The organism is Acidovorax sp. Root267 (assembly GCF_001429215.1).
Classification (GTDB): domain Bacteria; phylum Pseudomonadota; class Gammaproteobacteria; order Burkholderiales; family Burkholderiaceae_C; genus Acidovorax; species Acidovorax radicis.
Window position 1 is genome coordinate 47943 of the sequence record NZ_LMJC01000031.1, and the last position, 22636, is coordinate 70578.

At 66.2% G+C, this 22636-nt stretch carries 21 protein-coding genes; 8 read left to right on the forward strand and 13 right to left on the reverse strand.

Annotated features, from left to right (window positions below):
* Positions 1-33 precede the first annotated feature (33 nt).
* Positions 34-543, forward strand: a complete 510-nt coding sequence (gene soxR, locus ASE39_RS20595) for a redox-sensitive transcriptional activator SoxR (RefSeq protein ID WP_242421515.1) — start codon at positions 34-36, stop codon at positions 541-543.
* 311 nt (positions 544-854) lie between these two features.
* Here the strand turns inward: soxR and ASE39_RS20600 are convergent, their stop codons facing one another.
* Positions 855-1325 (reverse strand): hypothetical protein, encoded by a 471-nt coding sequence (locus ASE39_RS20600; protein WP_242421517.1) that lies wholly within the window; start codon positions 1323-1325, stop codon positions 855-857.
* 630 nt (positions 1326-1955) lie between these two features.
* Between ASE39_RS20600 and ASE39_RS26105 the strand changes: the two genes are divergently transcribed.
* Positions 1956-2402 carry a hypothetical protein gene (locus ASE39_RS26105; RefSeq protein ID WP_010460276.1) on the forward strand — a complete coding sequence of 149 codons (447 nt, stop codon included), beginning with the start codon at positions 1956-1958 and terminating at the stop codon, positions 2400-2402.
* An 84-nt stretch (positions 2403-2486) separates the two neighbouring features.
* Here ASE39_RS26105 and ASE39_RS20610 read toward each other — a convergent pair whose 3' ends face one another.
* A complete protein-coding gene (locus ASE39_RS20610; protein ID WP_057272361.1) occupies positions 2487-5633 on the reverse strand; it encodes a hypothetical protein in 3147 nt (1048 codons plus the stop codon).
* 104 nt (positions 5634-5737) lie between these two features.
* Between ASE39_RS20610 and ASE39_RS20615 the strand changes: the two genes are divergently transcribed.
* A complete protein-coding gene (locus tag ASE39_RS20615) occupies positions 5738-6673 on the forward strand; it encodes a succinylglutamate desuccinylase/aspartoacylase family protein (protein ID WP_057272362.1) in 936 nt (311 codons plus the stop codon).
* 19 nt (positions 6674-6692) lie between these two features.
* On the opposite strand, the gene ASE39_RS20620 is transcribed toward ASE39_RS20615, so the two are convergent.
* From ASE39_RS20620 to ASE39_RS20635, 4 genes are all read right to left on the reverse strand, one after another.
* Positions 6693-7232 (reverse strand): DUF924 family protein, encoded by a 540-nt coding sequence (locus ASE39_RS20620; RefSeq protein WP_057272363.1) that lies wholly within the window; start codon positions 7230-7232, stop codon positions 6693-6695.
* A gap of 85 nt (positions 7233-7317) precedes the next feature.
* Entirely contained in the window at positions 7318-7533 is a 216-nt protein-coding gene (locus ASE39_RS20625; RefSeq protein ID WP_057272364.1) for a hypothetical protein, read from the reverse strand.
* Positions 7534-7759: 226 nt separating this feature from the next.
* Entirely contained in the window at positions 7760-8728 is a 969-nt protein-coding gene (locus ASE39_RS20630; protein ID WP_082615532.1) for a DMT family transporter, read from the reverse strand.
* 227 nt (positions 8729-8955) lie between these two features.
* The gene (locus tag ASE39_RS20635; protein WP_057272365.1) at positions 8956-9462 is read right to left on the reverse strand and encodes an MgtC/SapB family protein; all 507 of its coding nucleotides are present in this window, start codon (positions 9460-9462) and stop codon (positions 8956-8958) included.
* Positions 9463-9935: 473 nt separating this feature from the next.
* Here ASE39_RS20635 and ASE39_RS20640 point away from each other — a divergent pair, with 473 nt between their 5' ends.
* A complete protein-coding gene (locus tag ASE39_RS20640; protein WP_010460291.1) occupies positions 9936-10526 on the forward strand; it encodes an NAD(P)H-dependent oxidoreductase in 591 nt (196 codons plus the stop codon).
* A gap of 36 nt (positions 10527-10562) precedes the next feature.
* Here the strand turns inward: ASE39_RS20640 and ASE39_RS20645 are convergent, their stop codons facing one another.
* Positions 10563-11513, reverse strand: a complete 951-nt coding sequence (locus ASE39_RS20645) for a nitronate monooxygenase (protein WP_057272366.1) — start codon at positions 11511-11513, stop codon at positions 10563-10565.
* A gap of 68 nt (positions 11514-11581) precedes the next feature.
* Positions 11582-12376 (reverse strand): pseudouridine synthase, encoded by a 795-nt coding sequence (locus ASE39_RS20650; RefSeq protein ID WP_057272367.1) that lies wholly within the window; start codon positions 12374-12376, stop codon positions 11582-11584.
* 209 nt (positions 12377-12585) lie between these two features.
* Here ASE39_RS20650 and ASE39_RS20655 point away from each other — a divergent pair, with 209 nt between their 5' ends.
* Both ASE39_RS20655 and ASE39_RS20660 read left to right on the forward strand, forming a co-directional pair.
* Complete coding sequence (locus ASE39_RS20655; RefSeq protein ID WP_010460297.1) at positions 12586-13179, forward strand: DUF6151 family protein; 594 nt, start codon at positions 12586-12588, stop codon at positions 13177-13179.
* A gap of 157 nt (positions 13180-13336) precedes the next feature.
* Positions 13337-13672 carry an ankyrin repeat domain-containing protein gene (locus ASE39_RS20660; protein WP_057272368.1) on the forward strand — a complete coding sequence of 112 codons (336 nt, stop codon included), beginning with the start codon at positions 13337-13339 and terminating at the stop codon, positions 13670-13672.
* Between the two features lie 93 nt (positions 13673-13765).
* Here the strand turns inward: ASE39_RS20660 and ASE39_RS20665 are convergent, their stop codons facing one another.
* Positions 13766-14587: an alpha/beta hydrolase gene (locus ASE39_RS20665; protein ID WP_242421518.1), complete on the reverse strand. Its 822-nt coding sequence runs from the start codon at positions 14585-14587 to the stop codon at positions 13766-13768.
* A 73-nt stretch (positions 14588-14660) separates the two neighbouring features.
* Positions 14661-15125 carry a TerB family tellurite resistance protein gene (locus ASE39_RS20670; RefSeq protein WP_010460303.1) on the reverse strand — a complete coding sequence of 155 codons (465 nt, stop codon included), beginning with the start codon at positions 15123-15125 and terminating at the stop codon, positions 14661-14663.
* Positions 15126-15262: 137 nt separating this feature from the next.
* On the opposite strand from ASE39_RS20670, the gene ASE39_RS20675 reads away from it, so the two are divergent.
* Complete coding sequence (locus ASE39_RS20675) at positions 15263-16180, forward strand: DHHA1 domain-containing protein (protein ID WP_057272370.1); 918 nt, start codon at positions 15263-15265, stop codon at positions 16178-16180.
* Positions 16181-16283: 103 nt separating this feature from the next.
* Here the strand turns inward: ASE39_RS20675 and ASE39_RS20680 are convergent, their stop codons facing one another.
* The 3 genes from ASE39_RS20680 to ASE39_RS20690 all read right to left on the reverse strand — a co-directional run bounded on the left by ASE39_RS20680 (position 16284) and on the right by ASE39_RS20690 (position 20629).
* The gene (locus ASE39_RS20680; RefSeq protein ID WP_057272371.1) at positions 16284-17540 is read right to left on the reverse strand and encodes a DUF1501 domain-containing protein; all 1257 of its coding nucleotides are present in this window, start codon (positions 17538-17540) and stop codon (positions 16284-16286) included.
* Positions 17541-17550: 10 nt separating this feature from the next.
* On the reverse strand, positions 17551-19179 hold the full coding sequence (locus ASE39_RS20685) for a DUF1800 domain-containing protein (protein WP_057272372.1): 1629 nt from the start codon (positions 19177-19179) through the stop codon (positions 17551-17553).
* Between the two features lie 169 nt (positions 19180-19348).
* Entirely contained in the window at positions 19349-20629 is a 1281-nt protein-coding gene (locus ASE39_RS20690) for an MFS transporter (protein ID WP_057272373.1), read from the reverse strand.
* A 284-nt stretch (positions 20630-20913) separates the two neighbouring features.
* Between ASE39_RS20690 and ASE39_RS20695 the strand changes: the two genes are divergently transcribed.
* Positions 20914-22617 (forward strand): flagellinolysin, encoded by a 1704-nt coding sequence (locus tag ASE39_RS20695; protein ID WP_057272374.1) that lies wholly within the window; start codon positions 20914-20916, stop codon positions 22615-22617.
* Positions 22618-22636 lie beyond the last annotated feature (19 nt).

Here is a 22636-nt window from a genome sequence, read left to right on the forward strand (position 1 = left end):
ATCAAACCTCAAGTTAAATTGAGGTCAACCACCATGAAGAAAACCTTTGCAGGAATGGTTGTGAAGCCAGGCAAGCCCAGCATCCCCGTTGCCCGTGAGGTAGCGGGCGCGCAGTCCGAACAATCTGAGCTGTCGGTGGGCGAGGTCGCCAGCCGCAGCGGGCTGGCCGTGTCGGCCCTGCATTTTTATGAATCGCGCGGGCTGATCGCCAGCGTGCGCAATGCGGGCAACCAGCGGCGCTACCCGCGTTCGGTGCTGCGCCGCGTGGCGGTGATCAAGGTCGCGCAGCGCATGGGCGTGCCCCTGGCCGCCATTGCCGATGCCTTGCAGGCGCTGCCCGCCGGGCGCACGCCCACGGTGGCCGACTGGCGCCGCCTCTCCGCCCGCTGGCGTGACGACCTGGACGAGCGCATCCGCACGCTGACGGCGCTGCGTGACCAGCTGGATGGATGCATTGGCTGCGGTTGTTTGTCGCTCAAGGTCTGCCCGCTGCGCAATGCGCACGACACGCTGGCCCAGGAAGGGCCTGGGCCTCATTTTTGAGGGATGGGGTGTGATTTGCGGCGTCTACCGACGCATGGTCAGCAATAGCACCGGTGAAGGCAGTGTCAAGAACCGACGAGCGGACTTGGTGCTGAAGTAGGCTGGTGGAACGGGTGGCTGCCATGCAGTGATTGCTGCAAGTGGATGGGGTGCGAACGGGGACTGGCCGCCAAAAGTCGCCCAACGCCCTGCGTCTGCAAGTTGACTTTCGTCCGAATGCGCGGTGGTATGGGGGCTTGTCTTGGTGGCACAGAGGTCCGGGAAACCGGGCCAACTCCTGCTCCTCGGTTTATCGGTCGGCTCTTTGTGTTTTATGCCCGAATATCAATGCCGATGGCCTGGCCCTGATGCCGCTGGATGATTTGCATGGCTGATTCCAGCATCTTCAGGGACGTTTCGTCGTTGCGCGAGAGTGCGCCCTGGATGCCGTCACGCACCTTCTGTGTGAAGTCGTAACGTGTACCGTCGCTCTCGGCTGGCAGCTCGCCGCCCTGGCCGCCGCCGACCGGGATTTTCATGGTCATTGCCATGAAGGGCCGGCTGTCATCGAGCGACATTTCCCCGCTGCGAATCTGGGTATTGACCCAATCACGCATGTCCTGGCGGGTCATGTTGGTGAAGTCTGCCTGCGTGGTGCCCTCTGTCTGGGTTGCGGCCAGCGCGGCCGAAAAGGACGTGGCCGAACGGTTGGCGGCCGAAGCCTGCAGGCGCTGGCCCGTGTGTATGTAGCTTGTTCCTGCATCAACTCTCATGGCATCCACCCTTTTCGATAGGGCAATCACAACACCATCACCTGCAAAATTTTTGCAAGGATGGCGTCTGCGATCACCGCAACGGACAAATAGTCTTAGTCTTCTCTGAATCGGCTTCCATCGAAGGCAGGAACAACAGGGGAATAGGTCTCGTATTTGGGGAGTTGCCCGGGCGATGGATGGGTGACGCTGGCGGGGGCATTCCGCGTTGGTTCTTGGCCGACTGGCTGTGGAGACAGGCGCGGAGGGCGTTGCAGGCCCACCTGTTTGCACTGCGCATGAAAGAAGGAAAGCCCCTCCAGATAGCGCTCAGCCATGGAGGCTGGTGTGCGAGCACTTCGCAAGAGAGAATCCGCCGCCGAGCACCGGCTTCTGATGAACTTCCGATACGGGCCCACAAGAGAGCATCATCTTTCAAGCGCTAAGCAGTCTGCCACACTGCCGTAGCGGTCGTGTAAAGCGGCCCCGACAGCGGAGACTTTCCTGGATCGGTTAAACCTCTCCATCCATCCATCCATCCATTCAGAGCAGAGCAGAGCAGAGCGCGAGCTCAGGTCCCTGGCGCAACAGCGATTTTCCGCACCGAAGATCCATGCCGGCCTGCATGTGGAGAGCCAGATTTGCCGAACACATCAACGTTAGACAACAGAAGGAAATTCCATGGAAGGCAGACCTACATTGATAGCCATCGACCACGATGACTACCATGCAGAGCACGTTGGTGTCACCAAAGACGGGCGTCAGTTCATTCTGACTACACCGTTTGATTCAGCTCGTGAAAACCATCCTGGATGTGAGTTTGTAGCACTGTATGTGTTCGACGAAACCGGACATCTCCTTGAAGCAAGGATCGATAGTTTTGGCCCACGTGCCAGCTTGGACCACAGTGCCCGTCGCAGCCTGGCCGATCAAAGACTGGCAAGTCTCGGGGACATATCCTTCGAGCGGGTGGAGGTCGTTCCGTTCAAGGTCGAGTATCTCGGAATTGACTTTGGCCTGGTCGTTCGAGAACCAGAAGATGAAGGCGATGTGTGGGCGGTAGAAATGCTGCCCGGAAACTACATGGCATTCTTTGAGCCATGGGACAGCGGCGAGTACGACACATGACGGCACGGTTGTCCAGTGCAGGTTGATCGTCTGGTCTGGCAAATGCGCAATGGCTGCTCCCGGCCGCTTGCCTTGCCGCATTCGCTACCAACACAACGGCGCCGCTTCATCACTCCAGAAAATCCACCGCCGCACCTCCGCATACGGCGACGTACCGATGGAATACGGGTCCATCCCCGTCTCCACGCGCTCCAGGCGCACCAGGTAGCCGCCGTAGCTGGCGGCCCACAGCGTGCAGCCGTCGGGCGACGTCTCCACGGCGCTGATCGTGCTGCCGATGTGGTGGCGCCACAGCGGGCGCCCGTCGTCGCTGAGGGCGTGCAGGTAGCCGTCGGCATCGCCCAGCACCACCATGCCCGGCAGGGTGGCCGAGGCGTAGACGCGGCAGCGTTCGTCGAGTGGCGGGGCGTCCTCGTCCGCAGCATCTTCCGGCGCCCCACCGATGGGGATCGAGCGGGTGCTGCCCCAATACAGGTGACAGGAGTTGGCGAACAGGCGCGCGCTGTCGTGCGAGAAGGTGGCGTGGTGCGGGTAGGACGACAGCGTTTCGTATTCGGCCACCACAGAGCCCTTCGCATCGAGCAGGATGTGCTGGCTGTCCTGGTCGCCCACGGCGATGTGGCGCTCGTCCGGTGACAGGGCCATGTGCAGCATGTCGAGCGCCAGCACCGTGACCTCGGTGCCATTCACCGATTCTTCCTGCTGGTTCTTGGGCCAGGTGTAGGGGCCGTCTTCGTCGAAGATCTGGGGGTGCAGGCGCTGCACGCTGGGGCTGCCCCCACTGCCCTGGCTGGCCAGGAGGTAGATGCCCGTGGGGTTGCGCAGCAGCACGCGCTGGCCGTCGTTGAAGGGGATCAGCTCGTCGCAGCGCTGCCCCAGCGGGCCTGGCGAACCCTCCACGTGGGGTGGCAGTCCTTCGTTGCCCTGGGGCAGTGCAAACCGGGCGATCACGGGGCCGTCAAAACCGTCGTGGGTGGTGATGTGCTGGCCGTCGTTTTGCGCAAAGCAGCGCCGGTTGGGCGAGCGGCCCAGGCCGTGCAGCGCGGGCAGGGGGGTGTGCCGCAGGCCCTGCAGTGCCACCCAGTGGGCGGCATCGTCGTAGGGGGCGCCGATGCGCGCCAGCACGCGGCCGTCCTCCAGCGCGAACACCGGGCCGATGAAGCAGCCCGCATCAGCGGCGCGCCGCACGAAAGCATCGGGGGCAAACGCAAAGCGCTCGCGAAAGCGGTCGGCCAGGTCTTCGTCGGCGTGGGTGTTGACCACGCGGGCCAGTTGCAGCACCGTGGTGGCGGCCGCCTTGCGCGGGTCGGAGGGCAGGTCGCTGTCTTCGTTTTCTTCTTCGATACCTGCTTCGCCACCTTCTTCGGTATGGCCTTCACTGTCGCCGTCTGCTGGGTTGGTGCCGCTGTTCTTTTGCGCCTCGGCCGCATCCCGGGATAGCTGGTGGGTGCGAATGGCGGCTACATAGCCTTGCCCGTTGGCCTGCCATTGGTCGGACAGGGTCATCAGTTCCACGGGGAAGACCGCTGCGTCGGGCAGGTCGGTCGCCAGCGGGGGCGTGGCCAGCAGGTGCACGGCGGCTTCAATGCGCCGCGCCTCGGCCTGCCGGGCCTGCTCCTGTTCGTGCTGGACGCGCACGCGCGATTCGACCGCACCGTAAAAACGCAGCAGCCGCGCAATGTGGTCAGCGGCGCTGCGCGGCAGGGTGCTGCGCGCATCGCTCTGGCGCTGGGCGTAGGTGAACTCCACCACTGCAGGCCCTTCCAGCGCGGCTTCCACGTTGATCTGGTAGGCGCTGTGAGCGTTGTCGTCTTCGTCGCCGGGGGCTTCGTCGCCGTTTTCCCAGCTGAGCTTGAGGGCGCGGCCCCAAGGCTCGCCCTCGTGCATGCAGGGCTGGCGCGCGCCCACCCACACATCGCCCTCCCACCAGCCGTTGCGGTCGCTGTCCCACCAGTCGTTGTAGCGCTCGGTGAACACGGGCAGGCTGGTGAAGTCTTCGATGCGTTCTGCGGTCAACTCGGCCAGCAGGCGCTGGTACAGCGGGTAGCGGGCGCGGTGCTGGCCCACGGCCTTGCGCAGGTAGTCCAACACGCCGCGCCAGGCCTTTGTGCAGGCCCGCCACGCCTCAGGGGCGGTGTCGGGCGCCAGGGGCAGCCACTCGCCGGGCTCGCCGTCGCTGTAGGCGCGGTGCACCAGCGTGAGCTGTGCGGTGGTCGGCACTTTGCGGCCCAGCACGGCGGCGGCCAGGCGTGCCAGCAGCCCCTGGCGTTCGGGCACCTGCGCTACCGACAGGTAGAAGTCCCAGGTCTTCCAGACGGTGATGAACACGTTGTCATCGCGCTGGTCGCCATCAGCGTCCACATGCCGCTGGCACAGCGAAAAATCGGTCTGCTGAAACCACCCGGTGGCCGTGTGCTCCTTGGGTCCGATCACGGGTGTACGCACTGCGGCGAGGATGTTGTGCACGCTGATCGCCTCATTGGCAAACAGGCCTGCCTCCAGTGGCAGGGTGGCGTGGATCTCGGCGCTGCTGCGCGTGGCGTTCTCGCCCGCACGCACGGCGGCCACCACGCGGGGGCGGCTGAGCATGCCGCTGATGCCGCTCTCTCCGTCGCCGCTGGGGTCATGGAACTCGGGCGCGAACACGATGCCCGCGATCTCGCTTGCGAACTCCGCAAGGTGCGGCACGCTGCGCACCTCGTCCATGAGGAACTCCACCTGCTCGGGCCCGGTGATGTCCACGTGGTATTCATCAGAGAACAACGCCACCCGCGCGGTGAGCCCACCACGGACGGTGAGCCCGCCATGGTTGTAGTGGCCCCACAGGAGGTCGGCCACCTGCAGCGCTCCCTGCACATAAAACAGCTGGCCGCCCACCACGGCGTTGTGCATGCGCGCATCGCCCAGCACGACCAGGTGCGTGGCGCCATCGGTGTCGTCGCAGGTGAGCGCGCCGTCGATCTGCAGATGCCCTTCGATCAGGATCAGAAAGGGCTGGCCCGTGGGAGCTTGGTTGGTGTTGTTGCCGCCCTGCAGCAGTGCCCGCAGCGGGCTGCCACTGGCCAGGGGCGCATCCAGGTGCAGCTCGGGCACCTGCACATCGCCCGTGATGCAGAGCACGGTTTCCGTGGCCAGCGCGTCCGGGTCCTCTGCAAGGCGCTGGGCGATCCAGCTGTCGGCAGGCAGTCGGGCGGCCACGTCGGCCAGCGGGCAAAGTCGGGCAGTGGGCATGGTGTGTCGGGGCGAGGGGACAACGGGCGGGGCATCGTACACCGCGCGCCATGTGGTTTTTGCTTTGCGCAGAGAATGATGTGTTGTCTTATTAGTTGCCATCCATGACGCAAAACTCTCCCGTCTTTGAAGTCCTTCCCCGTGACCTGTCTGCCTACCGCCAGGGCAATGTGGGTATCGACTACGTGCACCGTTTTGAATCGGGCCAGCCGGGTCCCCACGTGCTCATCAATGCACTCACGCATGGCAACGAAATCTGCGGCATGGTGGCGGCCACGCACCTGCTGGACACGGGCGTGCGCCCGCGCATCGGCACGCTGACCATCAGCTTTGCCAACGTGGCGGCGTACGCATCGTTTGACCCGACCCGACCGTTTGAAAGCCGCCAGCTGGTGCACAACCTCAACCGCATCTGGTCCGCAGGCGAACTGGACGGCACGGCCGCAAGCCCGGAGCTGGACCGCGCACGGGTGCTGCGCCCGGTGGTGGCTGCGGCCGACCACATTCTGGACATCCACTCCACCAGCCAAGACGTGCAGCCTTTCTGGGTGTACCCCGCTTATCCGCGCAATGCCCAGGTGGCGCTGGCCATTGGCAGTCCGCCGGTGCACCTGGTGATGCCCAGCGGGCTTGGCTCGGGCACGCCGCTCATCCAGCATGGCCGCCATGGGCTGGCGGAGAGCGAGGGGGTGGCTTTGGTGGTGGAGTGCGGCCAGCATTTCCGCCAGTCGGCGGCCGACGTGGCCACGGCCGTGGCGCTGGATTTTCTGGCGCACTTCGGGCTGGTCGAAGCCGCTCCCTACCGCCCCGCCCCGGGCCCGCAGCGCCGCTATGAACTGCTGGAGACCTGCATGGTGCGCACGCCGGACTTTCGCTTCACGCGGCCTGTGCAGGGCTTCGAGGTGTTTGCCCAGGGCGAACTCATCGCCACCGATGGCCCGCACGAAATCCGCGCGCTGTGCGACGACTGCACGGTGCTGATGCCCACCCGCGAACCCATCGTGGGCCGCGAAGCGGTGTATCTGACCCGGCCGATCTGACCGGCAATCACCGGCAAGCTCAGAAGGACGAGCCGGGCTGCGCGAGGAAGGCCAGCTCCTGTGCGGTGGACATGCGCCCCAGCACCACGTTGCGGTGCGGGTAGCGCCCGAAGCGCGCAATGATGTCGCGGTGCAGCACCTCGAACTTCAGGTTGTTTTCCAGCCCTGGCTGGTCAAACAGCACCATCGCCTGGGCGTGCACCACCAGCGACTCGCTGTGCATGTAGGGCATGTAGGCAAAGGCGCGTTCGGCGGGGGCCAGTGCCGTGTCATGCTGCCCGGCCACCAGCTCCTGCGCCAGGACGAGCGCCTGGGCGTCTTGCGCAAACGCAAGCGGCGAGCCCCGGTGGATGTTGCGCGAGAACTGGTCCAGCACCAGGATCTCCGCCAGGCGGCCCTGGGGTGTGCCGCGCCAGCTCCACAACTCGCACTGCCGGGCCGCCTGCCAAGTGGCACCGAAGCGGACACGGATCATCGCGTCGATGGCGTCCTCTTGTGCGAAGTGCTGGGCGGGGGTGAGTTCTTCGAACCAGAAATGAAGGATGTCTTCGGCTTGCATCGTGAATATCGCATGAAATAAGGCTCTGGCGCTTTATCATAAAGCGCTGGAAGCTATCAATTTCATAGTATCTGATGCGGACCGCTCAGTTCTGGATGCGGATTTTTCCCTCGCGCACGTACTGGTTGAACTGGTCCCTCGGGATCGCGGCGGAGCCCACGGCATCGTTGTCTGCGGTCCAGCTCAAGGTGGTGCTGTCTTTGGAAGGCTCCAGCTCTACGGGGCCTTTCGGAATGGTCAACGGCGCTCCGTCACCCGGGGTGTAGGTAACGTGGCCTGCAATGGTGGCGTGCTGGGTCATGGTGAATTCCTTTTTGGTGGTGCCGATGTGATGGACCTCCTATTGCACTGCGCGCACGCGTACCGGGGTGTAAGACCATGCCGTGCCACCGCGCGGGCCGTGGCCGCCACCCGTAGCCCTTGAAACTGGCGCGGCCCAGGCGAGGGACGCCAAGCAAGGGCCGCCCCGCAGCGAGGGCGTCGTCCCCCTGGGGGAAGGCGCGCAGCGACTCAGGGGGGACTCCTGCTCATGGAGGCACCACCGCCTGCGTCCGCTCCTGCCGCACCAGATACAGCCCGCTGCCGATGATGATCGCGCCACCCAGCAACGTGGAAACCCCCGGCACGGCCTGCCACAGCACCCAGTCGAGCCCCATGCCCCAGGCCAGGGCTGTGTATTCAAATGGCGCCACCACCGATGCCTGCCCGTGCCGGAACGCCTCGGTGATCGCCAGCTGCCCCAGAAACCCCGTGACCGCCAGGCCCGCCACCAGCGGCCAGTGCGCCTGCGCCACACCCACCCAATTGGGCCAGGCCAGCGTGCCTGCACCCAGCGCCAGGAAGGCCGTGGTCCAGAAAACCAGGCTGGCGCTGGAGTCCGTGCGGCTGAGCACGCGCCCCGTGATGGCCGACACGGCATACCCACACGCCGCGCCCAGCACCGCCAGGGCGCCCAGCGTGAAAAAGGCCTCCTGGCTGGGCCGCAGGGCCACCACCACGCCCACCATACCCAGCGCAATCGCCACCCAGTGCGCGGCGCGCACCTTCTCGCGCAGCACCACGGTCGACAGCGCCGTGATCAGCAGTGGCGCGATGAAGAACAGCGTGTAGGCCTCGGCCAGGCCCAGCTCTTTGAGCGCGTAGGTGAACAGGCCCAGCATGGTCACGTTGAGCACGCCGCGCAGCAGGTGCAGCGGCCAGCGCACCCGGAGCAGGCCGGCCACCTCGCCACGCCACAGCACATACACCGCCACCAGCGGCAGCGCAGCCCAGCCGCGCAGCGCCGCCACCTGCATGGCCGGGTAGCTGGCCGACAGGGTCTTGAGCAGGGCGTCCATCAACGAAAAACACCCCACCGCCGCGACCATGGCCACGATGCCGCGCAGGTTGGCCGAGGCTGCCGCCTGCGCTGTGGTGGCTGTCGCAGTCGCAGTTGTGGTCGCGGTCGCGGCTGCAGATACCGCAGGCTGAGCCTCGGAGTCGCTCGTCCGCGTCATGGTTGTAGCGCCGCAGGAAGGCCGCAGGCTGTGGCGGGTGGCAGGATGGCAAACGGCGCAGGGGCTGCGCCGCCAAGGCAGCGGTGCTGCGCTGGAAGACTGTGCATGGGGTAACGGGAGGTGGCTGCCTGCGGCGCGTGGGCCTGCGCCGCAGCCAGGGGGTCGGTGGTCCAAAAAGTGTAGCGCAGCCCGCGCCAGCGGGCTGCCTCGGCTCGGCTCGGCCTGGATCAGTCCGACTTGTGGTTGGCCGCGTTGCGGCTCACCTTGTCGTGCAGCATCGGTATGGCCCACAGCACCGCCAGCGCCAGCACGGTGCTCAGCAGGGCCGTGGCTTCGCGGCCCAGCCCGGCGGCCACCCCGATGGCGGCCGTGAGCCAGATGCCAGCGGCCGTGGTCAGGCCCTTGACCTGGCTTTCGGCATCGCCCTTGAGGATGGTGCCCGCGCCCAGAAACCCCACGCCCGCGATGATGCCCTGCAGCACGCGGCTGTTGTCCGCCGCTTCAATGCCGGCCTGCTGCGCCACCAGCACGAACAGGGCCGCGCCCATGGCCACCAGCATGTGGGTGCGTACGCCGGCGGCCTTGCCGGCGTGTTCGCGCTCCCAACCCAGCAGCCCGCCCAGCAGCGCTGCCATGGCCAGGCGCACCACGATGCGCGTGGCCTGCTCCGCATCGGGCACGTCCGAGAATTCCGAGGCCACGGTGCTGGTGATCTGGTGCCAGAGGTCAGCCATGGCTGTGGTCCTTGCGCCCGGTGAATGGGGTGTGCGGTGTGGAGGGTTGTGTGGTCAGAGGGTGGGGCGCGCGTGGTGGCATGGCGGGGAGTCCAGCGGGTGGAAGGGGCGCAGCAACAGTGCTGCCCTGCGACTGTGCTGCTCCGGCGCGGCAGCGTCTACCGGTGGCGGGCGAGCGCGGGGGTAGGACAGTGCCGACGCTGCCCACGATGTGCCTGGTGGCATGTGGGCGCCAGGTTTTGATAAAAAATGGCACCTGGCGCTTGATGGGAAAGCGCTGATAGCTATCAAAAGTGAAGCATCTGAGGATTGCAGTCCGTGGCCCCGTCCCTCCAGCGCTTCCCCCGCCCGTTTCTGCGGGTGGGGCACCTGCTGGGCGCTTGCGCCCCGGGGTGGCGCGTGTCACGATTTGCACTGGTGCCCCGCAGCGGCCGCCGCTACCGGCGGGCGTGGTTCCGTGAGGAGTGTTTGCCATGACGCCCAAGTGCATTGTTCTGATCCAGGGCCACCCGGACGCGAGTGCGCCCCACCTGTGCCACGCGCTGGCGCAGGCCTATGCGCAAGGGGCCATCGCGGCGGGCCATGAGGTGCGCGAGATCGAGGTGGCCGCCATCGACTTTGCGCTGCTGCGCAGCCAACACGAGTGGGAGCTGGGCCTGCTGCCCGCCGTGCTCAAGCCTGCGCAGGCGGACATCGGCTGGGCGCAGCACATCGTGCTGTTTTTTCCGCTGTGGCTGGGTGACATGCCGGCCTTGCTCAAGGGCTTTCTGGAGCAGGTGGCGCGGCCCGGGTTTGCCTTCAACACCGAAGGCAGCAACCCCTTTGGCCGCAAGGGGCTCACCGGCCGCAGTGCCCGGGTGGTGGTCACCATGGGTATGCCAGCGCTGGTCTACCGCTGGTACTTCCGCGCGCACAGCGTGAAGTCGCTGGAGCGCAATATCCTGGGCTTTGTGGGCATTGCGCCAGTGCACGAGACGCTGGTGGGCAGCGTGGAGCAACTGGGCGACGATGGGGTTGCCAAGTGGAAGGCGCGCATGCGCGCGCTGGGGGCCAAGGCGGCTTAGGCCGCAGGCTCAGTCCGTTGCGCGCCGCGGTGGCCTTCAGCCAAACGACCGCGCTGCGGCCAAGGCGCCCATGCGCTGGCTGATCGCAAAGAACTCTGCCACCGTCTCTTCAATGATCTGCTGGGCCGTCTTGACGGAGTCGATGAGACCGGCGGTCTGCCCCGCCAGCGCAGGCGCGGCCTCCATGTCGCCCTCAAAGTACACGCGCTGGATGCCCGCAAAGCTATCGGCGGGCATGAGGCCTGCCTCGTGGATGGCCTGGGTGCGCTGCGACTTGAGCGCGCGGATACAGGGGCTGGCCTTGGTGTTGAGCATCCAGGTGCCGGTCACGCCCGCATCGACGATGGCGTTCTTGTAGTTGGCGTGCACGGGGCTTTCGGCGCAGCTCACAAACCTTGTGCCCATCTGTACCGCCTCGGCCCCCAGCGCAAAAGCCGCCGCCATGCCGCGCCCGTCGCAGATGCCACCGGCCGCAACCAGCGGCACATCCACCCGCGCGCGGATGGCCTGCAGCAGCACCAGGGTGGAGACCTCTTCGGGGTTCTTGAAGCCGCCGCCTTCACCACCTTCGACCACCAGGCCGTCGATGCCTGCGTCCACACACTTGAGCGCGGTATCCACCGTGGGCACCGCGTGGTACACGGTGATGCCCGCATCCTTGAGCGGCGCGATGAACTTGGCCGGGCTGCCCGCCGAGGTGGTCACAAACTTCACGCCCGATGCGCAGACAAAACGCAGCATGGCGTCGTCTTTCAGAAAACGGATGGGCAGGTTCACGCCAAACGGCAGGCCGAGCGCGCTCATCTTCGTGATCTCGGCCTGGCAGTTGGCCGTCTCGCCGGAGGACGTCTCGATGATGCCCAGCCCGCCCGCGCGGGACACCGCCGAGGCCAGCTGCGTGCGCGCGATCCAGCCCATGGGCGCCTGGATGATGGGGTAGCGCGCGCCGGTGTGGGCGAGGACGCGGTTGGTGGCGGGTGGGGTCATGAACGGGGTCTCCTGATTTTTGGAGAGCCCATTATTTCGACGGGCGTGGGGTCGCCGTGTCGCCCGGGTTACGGTGCTCCGGGCGTCCCCGGTGTCTCTTCCCATGGCAACCGTTCAAACAGGCGTTGCCAGTCGGCGCTGGGGCTGGCGTTTGTATCCTCTGCAGTGGTTTTCCCGGCACCCCATCCAGCAAGCCCTGGCCATGGCAGCCCGCTGTCGAAGGTCGTGGCCACCCCCGACACCGGGTGCGGCACCGTCAGCTGCCACGCATGCAGCCACAGCCTTTGCTGCCCCAGCCGCTCGGCCCACCAGCGGTTGAGGGGGCCTTTGCCGTGTGTCGCGTCGCCCAGGATGGGATGCGCCAGGTGCTTGAGGTGGCGCCGGATCTGGTGGCGCCGCCCGGTGGTGGGGATCGCCTCGACCAGCGAGGCGCGGGTAGTGGCAAAACGCACATCGCTGGCCTCGTCGAGCGTGAGCTGCGCCAGGCGCCGAAAGCGCGTGTGGGCCTCCTGCACGGCCGCATCGGCCGGGGCATCGTCGGGCTTCAAGGCGTGGTCCACCTCGATGGCCCTGGGTGCCCAGCCGCGCACCATGGCCAGGTAGCGCTTGTGCGTGGCGCCGTGCTCAAAGGCCTGCGACAGCGCGCGCGCCGCGTCGCTGTGCAGCGCCATCACCAGCACGCCGCAGGTGCCCTTGTCGAGCCGGTGCACGGGGTACACATGCTGGCCCAGCTGGTCGCGCAGGGTCTGCATCACAAACCGCGTCTCGCCCGCGTCCAGCCCCGTGCGGTGCACCAGCCAGCCCGCAGGCTTGTAGACGGCCACCAGGTGCTCATCGCGCCAGAGAATGTGCAGAGGAGGCATGGAAGAAGAGAGAAAAAATGACGCGAGAAACTACGGACGGAGGCCCAACCGCACGACGGCATGGCCGATGCCGGTGGGCTGGGGCTTATCGGGGGGCATCGTTTTTACTACACGGCGGAGGGCAGGGCGCCCGCATGGCTTGGCCTGCACACTGCTGACAGATTCTGGCAGCAGGGGCGATAAGCTCCCGGTCCACCAGAGGGGGCTTCATGATCCATCGCTTTCAATGCCAGTGTGCCAAGGTCGTCGGCGAAGTGGCCGACACGCGCTCCGCCATCCACGCCATCTGTTATTGCCGGGACTGCCAGGCCTATGCCCACCATCTGGGGCAGCCCGACGCGGTGCTGGACGCTCTGGCCGGCACCGAGGTGGTGGGCACGCATGCCCGCAACGTGTCTTTCACCAGTGGCACCGACCAGCTGGCCTGCGTGTCGCTGTCTGAGGCAGGATTGCTGCGCTGGTATGCGCGCTGCTGCAACACCCCCTTGGCCAATACGGGGCGCGACTGGCGCATGCCCTATGTGGGCCTGGTTCATCTGTGCCTGCGCGCGGGCGGCGCACCGCTTGCGCCTGCGTTTGTGCCAGTGCAGATGCACCTGGAGACCGCCAGCGCCAAGGGCACGCCGCCCCGCACGGGCTGGAGCCAGCTGAAGGCGCTGCTGGGCTTCATGCCCCGCATTGCCGCAGCGCGTTTCAATGGCAGCTACCGCCGCACACCTTTCTTCACAGCCGCTGGCGTGCCCGTGGTGGCGGTGCGTGTGCTGTCCGCCGCCGAACGCGAAAGGGCCATGGCAGCGGTGTAGCAGCTGGGCCGGGTGCAGTAGTTCTCTGCGCCACCAGCCATGCGCCAGGGCGTGCCAGAATGCCGACGGTTTACCGTGGAGCCCCCTGGCCTGGGTGCATGTGCATCGACCCGCGCTGCACTCTTCGCCAAACCGAAAAACAAAACAAGGAGACCCCATGTCGGCAGGAGACTGGAAAGACATGTATGCCGCCGCCGTGGCGGGCGACCTGGCGCTGGTGCGCCACCACATCAGCGCTGGCGTCAACCCCAACTACCAGCATCCCGAGATTTTGTGCACGCCGCTGGTGGCCAGCCTCATCCACGGCCACAACGAGATCGCGCACTACCTGCTGGCGCATGGGGCGGACCCAGAGCTCAAGTCCGACTTTGATGACATGACGCCCCTGCAGGCGGCCCGACGTTACCAGCGCAGCGAGTGCATTGCGCTGCTGCAGGCCAGGGGCGCCCGAGAAGAGCGTAAGCCGTTCTGGTGGCGCTGGCTGCCGGTGTAGCGGTGTCTGTGAATGGCCGAAAGCTTCCAGAGGCTCTTCGATCTGCGTGCAGCGGCTGATGTACGAGAAGCCTGGACAAACCCGACCCGACAGCTAGAAGCTTCCAAGATATCGTCCCAAAGCTGCGTTGAATTGCTGCGGGTCTTCCAGCGTCGGCAAATGCGCTGTGGCTCGAAGCACCATGCTTTGCGCCGCAGGTATGCGGTGCGCGAGCAGCTTGCATCTCTCCTGCAAGTGCGGCAGGTCAAGGTCTCCCCACATCACGAGGGCGGGGGGCTTGATCGCTTCCAGTTGCTCCCATGCCGAAGGTTCTTCGGATGCCATACCAGGATGTGCCGCCCGCAAGGCGGATCCGTTCATCGACAGAAAGAGTTGCCGAATCGCCCCTTCTACTCGCCCCGGTGGGCTCAAGGGGCCGTCCAGCCAAAGACGCGCCTGAAGCTCGTTTTTGGTGTCCAGATCACCCTGATGCGCAGCAGCGCTTATTGCGTTCATTAGGGCGTTCACTGAATCGCAGTGTTGGGGGGCTGGCGCACCACTGACTCCGGGCGCGACAACCACCAGGCCCCTGACTCTGTCGGGTTGAGCCAGTGCGGCGTCAATGGCGACACGCCCACCCATGGAACAGCCGACCAGCACGGCACGGTCATATCCCAAAGAGTCCATCACTTTCCAAAGGTCTGCCACATGAGAGTGTGGCGTGGGGCTCAAGGTGTGTGACTCTCCAAAGCCCCGGCGGTCGTAGCTGATGACAGGATGGGAGGTTGCCAACCAGTCCCATTGCCCTTGCCACATGCGTCGATCCGCGACGTTGGCGTGCAAGAAAAGAACCGGAGTGGCCGTACCACCATGATTTGCCTCGTACTCCACTGCCAGCAACGCGCCTTCGACTTCAACCAGCTTCATTGTTTTCATGGCGATGAAGATACTGATCGCGGCCTTTGGATGTCAAGACTGTCTACCCGCCGCTTGTGGCTCTTCGCAGTCTTCAAAGGCGTGCTGCTTCCTTCGCTCTCATCTTGGCCGCGATGTATTCACCATGCGTCACATGCAGCAGGCCCGCCACTTTGCTGATGGTGTGGTTCTCGTTGGCGTCGATGTGGGCGTCGGCGTAGGCCACCTGCCACATGGCCTCGACCAATTGCACTTTCTGTGGCTGCGTGAAGTGCTCGTTCAGGCTGCTGGTAAAGCGCTGGTAGTCGTAGGCAGTTTTGGATGTGGTCACGGCCAGCTCCAGCAGGCGCTCCAGTTCATCGTCGCTCAGCGCAAATTTGCTGCGCAGGGCAGTCACCATGGCGGTGCGCTCGGCGTCGTCCATGGCGGCATCAAACCGCACCACCTCCACCAGTAGCACTGCAGCGGCCAGTTGCACTGCGTGGGCGCGCTCCTCGCTGGAGGGGGCTGCGTTGGGCTGCATCAGGCTGTCGAGCAGGTCTTTGAGGGTCTGGAACATGGTGGTGGCCTGGTGGCAAAAGCGAGGTGATGGAGGGTGGAGGCGAAGCGGGCGGGCTTGGTTCCCAGGCGGGCAGGCGGCTGCCTTGGTCATATAGCGCTCGCAGTGCGCCACCACCCCGGCGACAATTGCAGGCCATGACGAAGAAAACCATTCTCCCCCTGCAACTGCTGGTTGCCCCCGACAAGAACGATCCCGCGCCGCTGATCCTGTACCACGGCCGCAACTGCCCGGATGGCTTTGGCGCCGCGCTGGCCGCCTGGCTCTACTACGGCGACAGTGCCGAATACGTGGGGCTGGACCACGGCGATATCAAGTCCGTGGACGACCTTCCGCCCGTGCAAGGCCGCGCGGTCTACATCCTGGACTTCTCTTTTGCCACCGAGGTGATGACCTCCATCGACGAGCGCGCCGCCAAGCTCGTGATGCTGGACCACCACAAGAGCGCCGCCGAAAAGCTTACCGGCTTTGCCTGCCGCTGCGGTGTGGTGCACTTCGACATGAGCAAGTCGGGCGCGCGCCTGGCGTGGGAGTTCTTTCACCCGCACGAGCCCATGCCCGCGCTGTTCAAGTACGTGGAAGACCGCGACATCTGGAAGTGGGAATTTGCCGAGAGCGCGGCGTTCCTTTCCGCCCTCGACATGGAAGAGCAGGGCTTTGCCCGCTGGCGCGAGATTGCAGCCTTCACGCCCGAGCAGCTCACCCTGTTCATGGCGCGTGGTGCGGCGATGGATGAGAAGTACCGCAAGCTCTGCGCCGATATTGCCGAAGGCGCGCAGCCGCTGGTGTTCAACGGTATCACCGGGCTGATGGTGAACGCGCCCGGCATGTTCCACAGCCTGGTGGGCGACATCCTCTCGGCCAAGACCGGCACCTTTGCGCTGATGTGGAGCGCGGGCGACAAGGGCGTGAAGGTGGGGCTGCGCGCACAGCGCAACTTTGACTGCATCGCGCTGGCCGAAAGCATGGGTGGCGGTGGCCATGCGCAGGCCTGCGGTTTCAAGATGAAGGTCGAGCGCCTGCCTGAACTGCTGACCGGCACCTTCAATGCCTGAAGCTGGGGCGAAAATTTGAGTAGAAATGGCTGTTGGCGCTTGATGAATAAGCGCTGATAGCTATTAAAAATATAGCTATCGAAGGTAGGGCGCTGGGGTGTGGCTACACAAGCCGAAGATCCGCGCCCTTCGTTCCCGGAAACACCCGTGCCACGGCGGCGGCGTTCAGCCCATACATCCGCGCGAACAGCCCGCCCAGCACGCTGCGGTAGTCGTTGAGCACCGGGTAGTCGCGGTTCTGGAACAGCGTGCTGGCGGTGAGCGCCTGCTGTTCGCCCGCAATGCGCCCGCCGCCCACGCCGCCGCCCAGCACCCAGAACACGGTGCCGTGGCCGTGGTCGGTGCCCCGGTTGCCGTTCTCGCGGAAGGTGCGGCCGAACTCGCTGACCACCACGACCACGGTGGATTTCCACGCCGGGCCCATCTCGTCGGCAAAGCCGGCCAGGCCCCGGCCCAGTTCCTCAAAACGGTTGGCCAGCGGCCCCGTGGCCGCACCCTGCGCCACATGGGTGTCCCAGCCGCCCACGTCCACAAACCCTAGCTGGTAGCGCGTCTGCATCAGCCGCGCCATGCGCCGGGCCGTGCCCTCGAAGCCTTTGGTGGAGAGCGCGTTGCGGCTGGCCGCCTCCATCTCGCCCTGCATGGTGCGGGCCACCTCATCGCGGGTGGCAAAACCTTCGTTCACAGGCGTGGCCAGCGCCGTGCCTCGGTACATGGATTCGATGAGTTCGGCCTGCCGCGCATCCACGCCGGTTCGCCCTGCGCCTGCACTGAGCGTCGTGTTGGGCACATCCACCGCGCCGCGCAGCACCAGCGGCAGGGTGCTGGTAAAGGCCATGGGCTGTACGGCCTGCAGCAGGCGCGCCAAGCGTTCGTCGCCTGCTGCTGCGGTGGCGGTGGCATCTGAGCCTGCGCGCGGGTTCAGCTCGGCCACCAGCCGGTTCAGAAAGCCCGATCGGAAGTCGCGCCGACCGCCCAGCGGCTGGCCCAGCTCCATGCTGTCCTGAGTATCGAAGTGGCTGCGCGAGAGGTCGTCCGTGCCCGCAAACGGCACAAAGGCCAGCTGGCGCTTTTGGTACAGCGGCAGCAACGATGGAGCCAGCGCAGGGTGCAGGCCCCAGTCGGCCGTGAGCTGCAGCGCACCGCCGTCCTGCCCGGGTCGGGCGATGGCGATGTTCGGGCGCGTCTCGTAGTAGTAGCTGCTGGCCGTGGGCACAAGCAGGCTGGCGCAGTCATAGCCACCGCGCAGGAACACCAGCAGAAAGCGCGCGTCCTGGGCGAGGGGGGCGGCCATCGCGTTGGCGCTGTACACGCCGAGGGCGCTGGCGCCCAGGGCTTGAAGAAGGTGTCTGCGTTGCATCGTGATCTCCTCAGCCGTGCATGAATTCCGGAGATGCGAGGAACAGCAAGTTCCACTCGCGCGGCGACGCCGCCTGTGCCAGCGCATTGCGCGTGGCGGCCGACCAGGTGGACTGCAGGGCGCGCACATAGGCACTCTGCGCCAGCGGCGGGGGCGTGCGCTGCGATGCGGACTGCTCGGCCATCCTCATCTCCTTCTCGCGCGGGGTGGGCATGGGGGTGGTGGCCACACCGGCACCGATGGCGCGTGCGATCTCGAACCGGGTGGACATCTGTCCCGAGCCCTTCCATGCCGCTGCGTCCAGTGGGTAGCCGTCGGGCGTGGCGCGGCCGTACAGGGGCTCGGCCAGGCGCTGCAGCCAGCCCAATGCAGGCTCGGTGCTGGGCAGTACGGCGTCGCCGTGCGCCAGGCGCAGGCCTGCCAGCACGTAGTGCACCGGGTCGCGAAAACGCTGGCCCAGCGATGAGCGAAAGTCAGGCGTGTTGAAGAGCGTCTCCAGCACGGCAGCAATGTCGCCATCGGTGCGTTCGAAGCTGCGGGCCAGTGCCTGCAGCAGCGCAGGGGGCGGGTTATCACCCACCAAAAAGAGCGCGATCTTGCGGGTGATGAAGCGCGCGGTGGCCGGTGCGCGGGCCAGGCGGTCCAGCGCCTCGTCCACCTCGGCCAGGCCTTCAGCGCGCAGGGGCTGGCCCAGCAGTGTCTTGGTGTCCCAGTCATGCCGCTGGGGGTTGAACTCGAACAGGCCATCGCGCACGTAGTGGCGGCGCAGCGCGGGCTTCATGCGCGGGGGCTCGTCGCTGTCTGGCTGGCGTGCAATGCCCACACCGGTCAGCACGCGTGCCAGCTCCTGCACGTCCTGCTGGCTGTAGCCACCGTCCACGCCCAGCGTGTGCAGCTCCATCAGCTCGCGGGCATAGTTTTCGTTGATGCGGCCGGCGGCGTTCTGCGCGTTGTCCAGGTAGCGCAGCATGGCCGGGTGGCGCACGGTGGCACCCAGCAGGTCGCGAAATCGGCCCAGCGCATGGGGGCGCACGGCGCGCTCTTCGTAGTCGCCCACCAGTGCGCGCAGGCTGCCCTTGCCCGCGAACACGTTGAAGTGGTTCATCCAGAACCAGGTCATCTTCTCGCGCAACTGGCTGGGCGAATACAGCGCGCGCAGCACAAAACGCGCAGCGGCTTCCTGCTGCAGGGCGCGCATGTCCTGTTGCCAGTCCTTCAGCGCGGCCTTGCGTTCGTCCTCGGTGGGCCTGGCCTTGGCCGCACGGTTGCGGGCGTCCATATCGGCCGCCAGCGTTTCAATGGGGGTGCGCGAGATGGCCATGGCGTCGATCTGCGCCTGGGCCTCGCGGGGCAGTGCGGCGTTGGCACCCGGGCGCAGTTGCGCCGCCAGGTAGGCGCCAATGCCCATAGCGCCCAGGGCCTGCGTACCCGACGCGGTGCAGCCCCAGGTCACGCGGTCCAGCAGGTGGGCCAGGGTGGGTTCGTCGGCCGCGCTCCAGGCGCCCGGGCTTGTTGTGTTGGGCACTGCGGCTGCGAGGGGCGCGGCTTGTGTGGCAAGTGGGGCGCCAAAGACGGCGCAACCCGCCAGGCCGAGCAGCAGGGTGCGGCGGTGGAGGTGCAATGGGTAAGTGGGGGTCATGGAGCCTCGCGGGCAGCCAGCAAATGGCTGTCCGCATGGTGCCGCCGCCACCACCCGCATGCAAGCCCGCACGGCGGGTTTTACCTGCGCGACACAAACGCCAGGGAGGATGTATCGAGGGGTATCTCCAAACCCCCAGACACGATCGTCTTAGAACAGGTTCTCAGTGCTATGGCGCTGCGCCCGTGGCCTGTGCGGCCTCTTCAAAACGGTCCACCTTGCGCAGGGTCTGGAACGCCAGCATCCAGCCGCCCACCACCCCCAGCGTGCACAGGCCGCCCACGACGGCAGCGGGCACTACGCCAAACCATGACGCGCTGGTACCGGCGCGGAACTCGCCCAGTTCGTTGGACGAGCCGATGAACAGCATGTTCACCGCATTCACCCGCCCGCGCATGGTGTCGGGCGTGGAGAACTGCACCAGCGCCCCTCGGATGTACACGCTCACCATGTCGGCCGCGCCCGCCACCAGCAGCGCCGCAAACGACAGCCAAAACAGTGTGGACAGCGCAAACACCAGATTGGCCACGCCGAACACGGCCACTGCGATGAACATGGTGCGCCCCACATGGCGGTTGAAGGGGCGCATGCTCAGGTACAGCCCCGCACCCACCTCACCCAAAGCCATGGCACTGCGCAGTGCGCCCAGGCCGGCGGGGCCCACGTGCAGCACTTCTTGCGCATAGATGGGCAGCAAGGCCACCACGCCACCCAGCAGCACGGCAAACAGATCCAGCGAGATGGTGCCCAGGATGATGGGCCGGGTGCGGATGAAGGTGATGCCCGCGCCAAAACGCTGCCACATCGTGCCTTGCGCGGGGCTGGGCGCCGTGGTGTGCGCCACGACCACGCGCAGCAGCAACACCACGCCCAGCACAAAACACGCGCAGCACACGGCATAGGTCAGCTCGCCGCCGCCCAGCGCATACAGCAGCCCGCCCAGTAACGGCCCACCAATGCTGGCCACGCGCATCAGCATGCTGTTGGCGGCAATGGCCTGCGCGAGCTGGCCGCGCGGCACGATCTGCGGCAGCAGGCTCTGCATGGCCGGGCCCGAAAAAGCGCGTGCGCAGCCGTACAGCACCAGCACCGCATAGATGCCCGCCACGCCGCTGGCCCCATGGCCCGCCAGCCACCACAGCAACGCACTGCACACCGCGCCCACCGACCATGCGAGCGCCAGGATGCGCCTGCGGTCAAAGCGGTCGATCAGGTCGCCCGCTGGCAGCAGCAGGCACAGCATGGGAAGGAACTGCGCCAGGCCCACATAGGCCAGTGCCAGCGGTTCGCGCGTGAGGTCATACACCTGCCAGGCCACCACCACGGCCTGCACCTGGGTGGCCACCACGGCCACCACGCGGGCGATCAGAAAGGAAATGAAGCCGGAGTGGCCGTAGACGCTGGAGGTCTCGGCATCGGGTGCTGCAGGGGGGGAATGGGGGACTGTCATGAAAACGGAGCGGGCTCGGCCCGGGGCAGCGCGTGCGGTGGGGCCAGATGGGAAAGACCCTTGGATGCTAGCGGTTGTGCCGCCTGCACGCTGAGCGCTTGGGGAAAGACCCGCAGAAACGGGCCTTCAGGTTTTGCCCTGGCCCGCCGATAAGGCAGAGAGGAAGAAGCGGGTTTCCGGCCTGGGCGCTGCTGCTGCGTGGGGCTGGGCGTGCCGCTTCGCCCGGTTTTTTACCGTTTGTCTCTTTATTCATCTACTTTGACCAGGAGTCCCCGGGGCGTGCCATGGCGTTGACGATCAACACCAATGTGATGTCGCTGAATGCGCAGCGCCGGCTTGGCGGTGCGCAGAGCGACATGGCCACGACCGTGCAGCGCCTGTCCTCGGGCTTGCGCATCAACAGTGCCAAGGACGACGCGGCGGGCCTGGCGATCTCCGAGCGGTTCACTTCGCAGATCCGGGGGCTCAACCAGGCGGTGCGCAATGCCAACGACGGCGTGTCGCTCATGCAGACGGCCGAGGGAGCGTTGCAGAGCGTCACGGCCAGCCTGCAGCGCATCCGTGAGCTGGCCGTGCAGGCAGCCAACGACACCAACAGCGCGGCCGACCGGCAGGCCATCCAGGCCGAGGTCACGCGGCTGGCGCAGGAGATCGACCGCACCGGGCGCACTACGCAGTTCAATGGCATGGACGTGTTCGACCGCTCCGAGGCCAGCGTTGTGGGCGACGAGAACCTGCTGGCCGTGTTCGATGGCCTGACCAGTGCCGGCAGCTGGCTGGAGAGCAGCGAGAACCTCATCCGCAGCTACTACGGCATCGAGGCGGATGGCGCGGCACTGGACATCCGCTACACCGGCTTCACCGACAACGCGGGCGGCGTGGCCGCCTATGTGCAGGTCACCGGCTTTGACGGGCAGGGGCGCGGCAACAACCTGGTGCTGCAGGTGGACATGGCCGACTTCGTGCCGCCCAACATGCCCAATGGTGGCAGCGCGCCGTACTACAACGACCGCATCATCGGCCATGAAATGGTGCACGCCGTGATGGCCCGGTCCACCCACTGGCAGGACATCACCAGCAACCACCTGTGGTTTGCCGAAGGCTCGGCCGAGTTCATCCAGGGGGCCGACGAGCGCGTGCGCGGCGACGTGGCCAACCTCGGCGTGGCGGCCGTGGTGGCGGCCATTGGCGGGCCCACCAACACCAGCGAGTTCTACTCGGCCAGCTATTCGGCGGTGCGCTACATGCACGACCGCATCAAGACCGCGGGCGGGACGGGCATCAAGGACGTGCTCAGCTACATGGGCAACAACCCCGGCGCCACGCTGGATGCCGCCATTGCCGCCGCATCGGCCGGGGCCTTCACCAACGGGGCGGACGTGCTGGCGCAGTTCGCGCTCAACGGTGCGGCCTTCATCGGCACGTTTGATTTGAACAATGCTGACACCGGCGCCATTGGCGGTGCCGACGTGGACGGTGGCATGGTGCGCGATGCCAAGGCGGCCATCCCCAACCAGGGCAGCCGTTCGGGCAAAGACGCGCTGCAGGGCTTTACCGAGACGTACGAAAACATTGCGACCTCTGGCAGCGCGATCAGCACCAAGGTGTTCCAGGTGGGCGCCAATGCCAACCAGACGCTCGAGACCCGCGTGGGTGCTGTGGGCCTGGGGGCCATGGGGCTGCGCAACACGCTGGATGTCACCACGTCGGCCGCGCAGACCATCGTGTCGGTGGACCGCGCGCTGGATTACGTGAACAGCCAGCGCGCTGTCATCGGCGCCCAGTCCTCGCGCCTGGAATCGGCCATTGCCAACCTGCAGATCGGCAGCGAAAACCTGTCCGCCAGCCGCTCGCGCATTGTCGACACGGATTTCGCGGTAGAGACCGCCAGCCTGGCCCGCCAGCAGATCCTGCAGCAGGCGGGCAACGCCATGGTGGTGCAGGCCAACCAGATGCCCCAGGGCGTGCTGGCACTGCTGCGCACCTGATCCACTCTCCAGGAGCCGC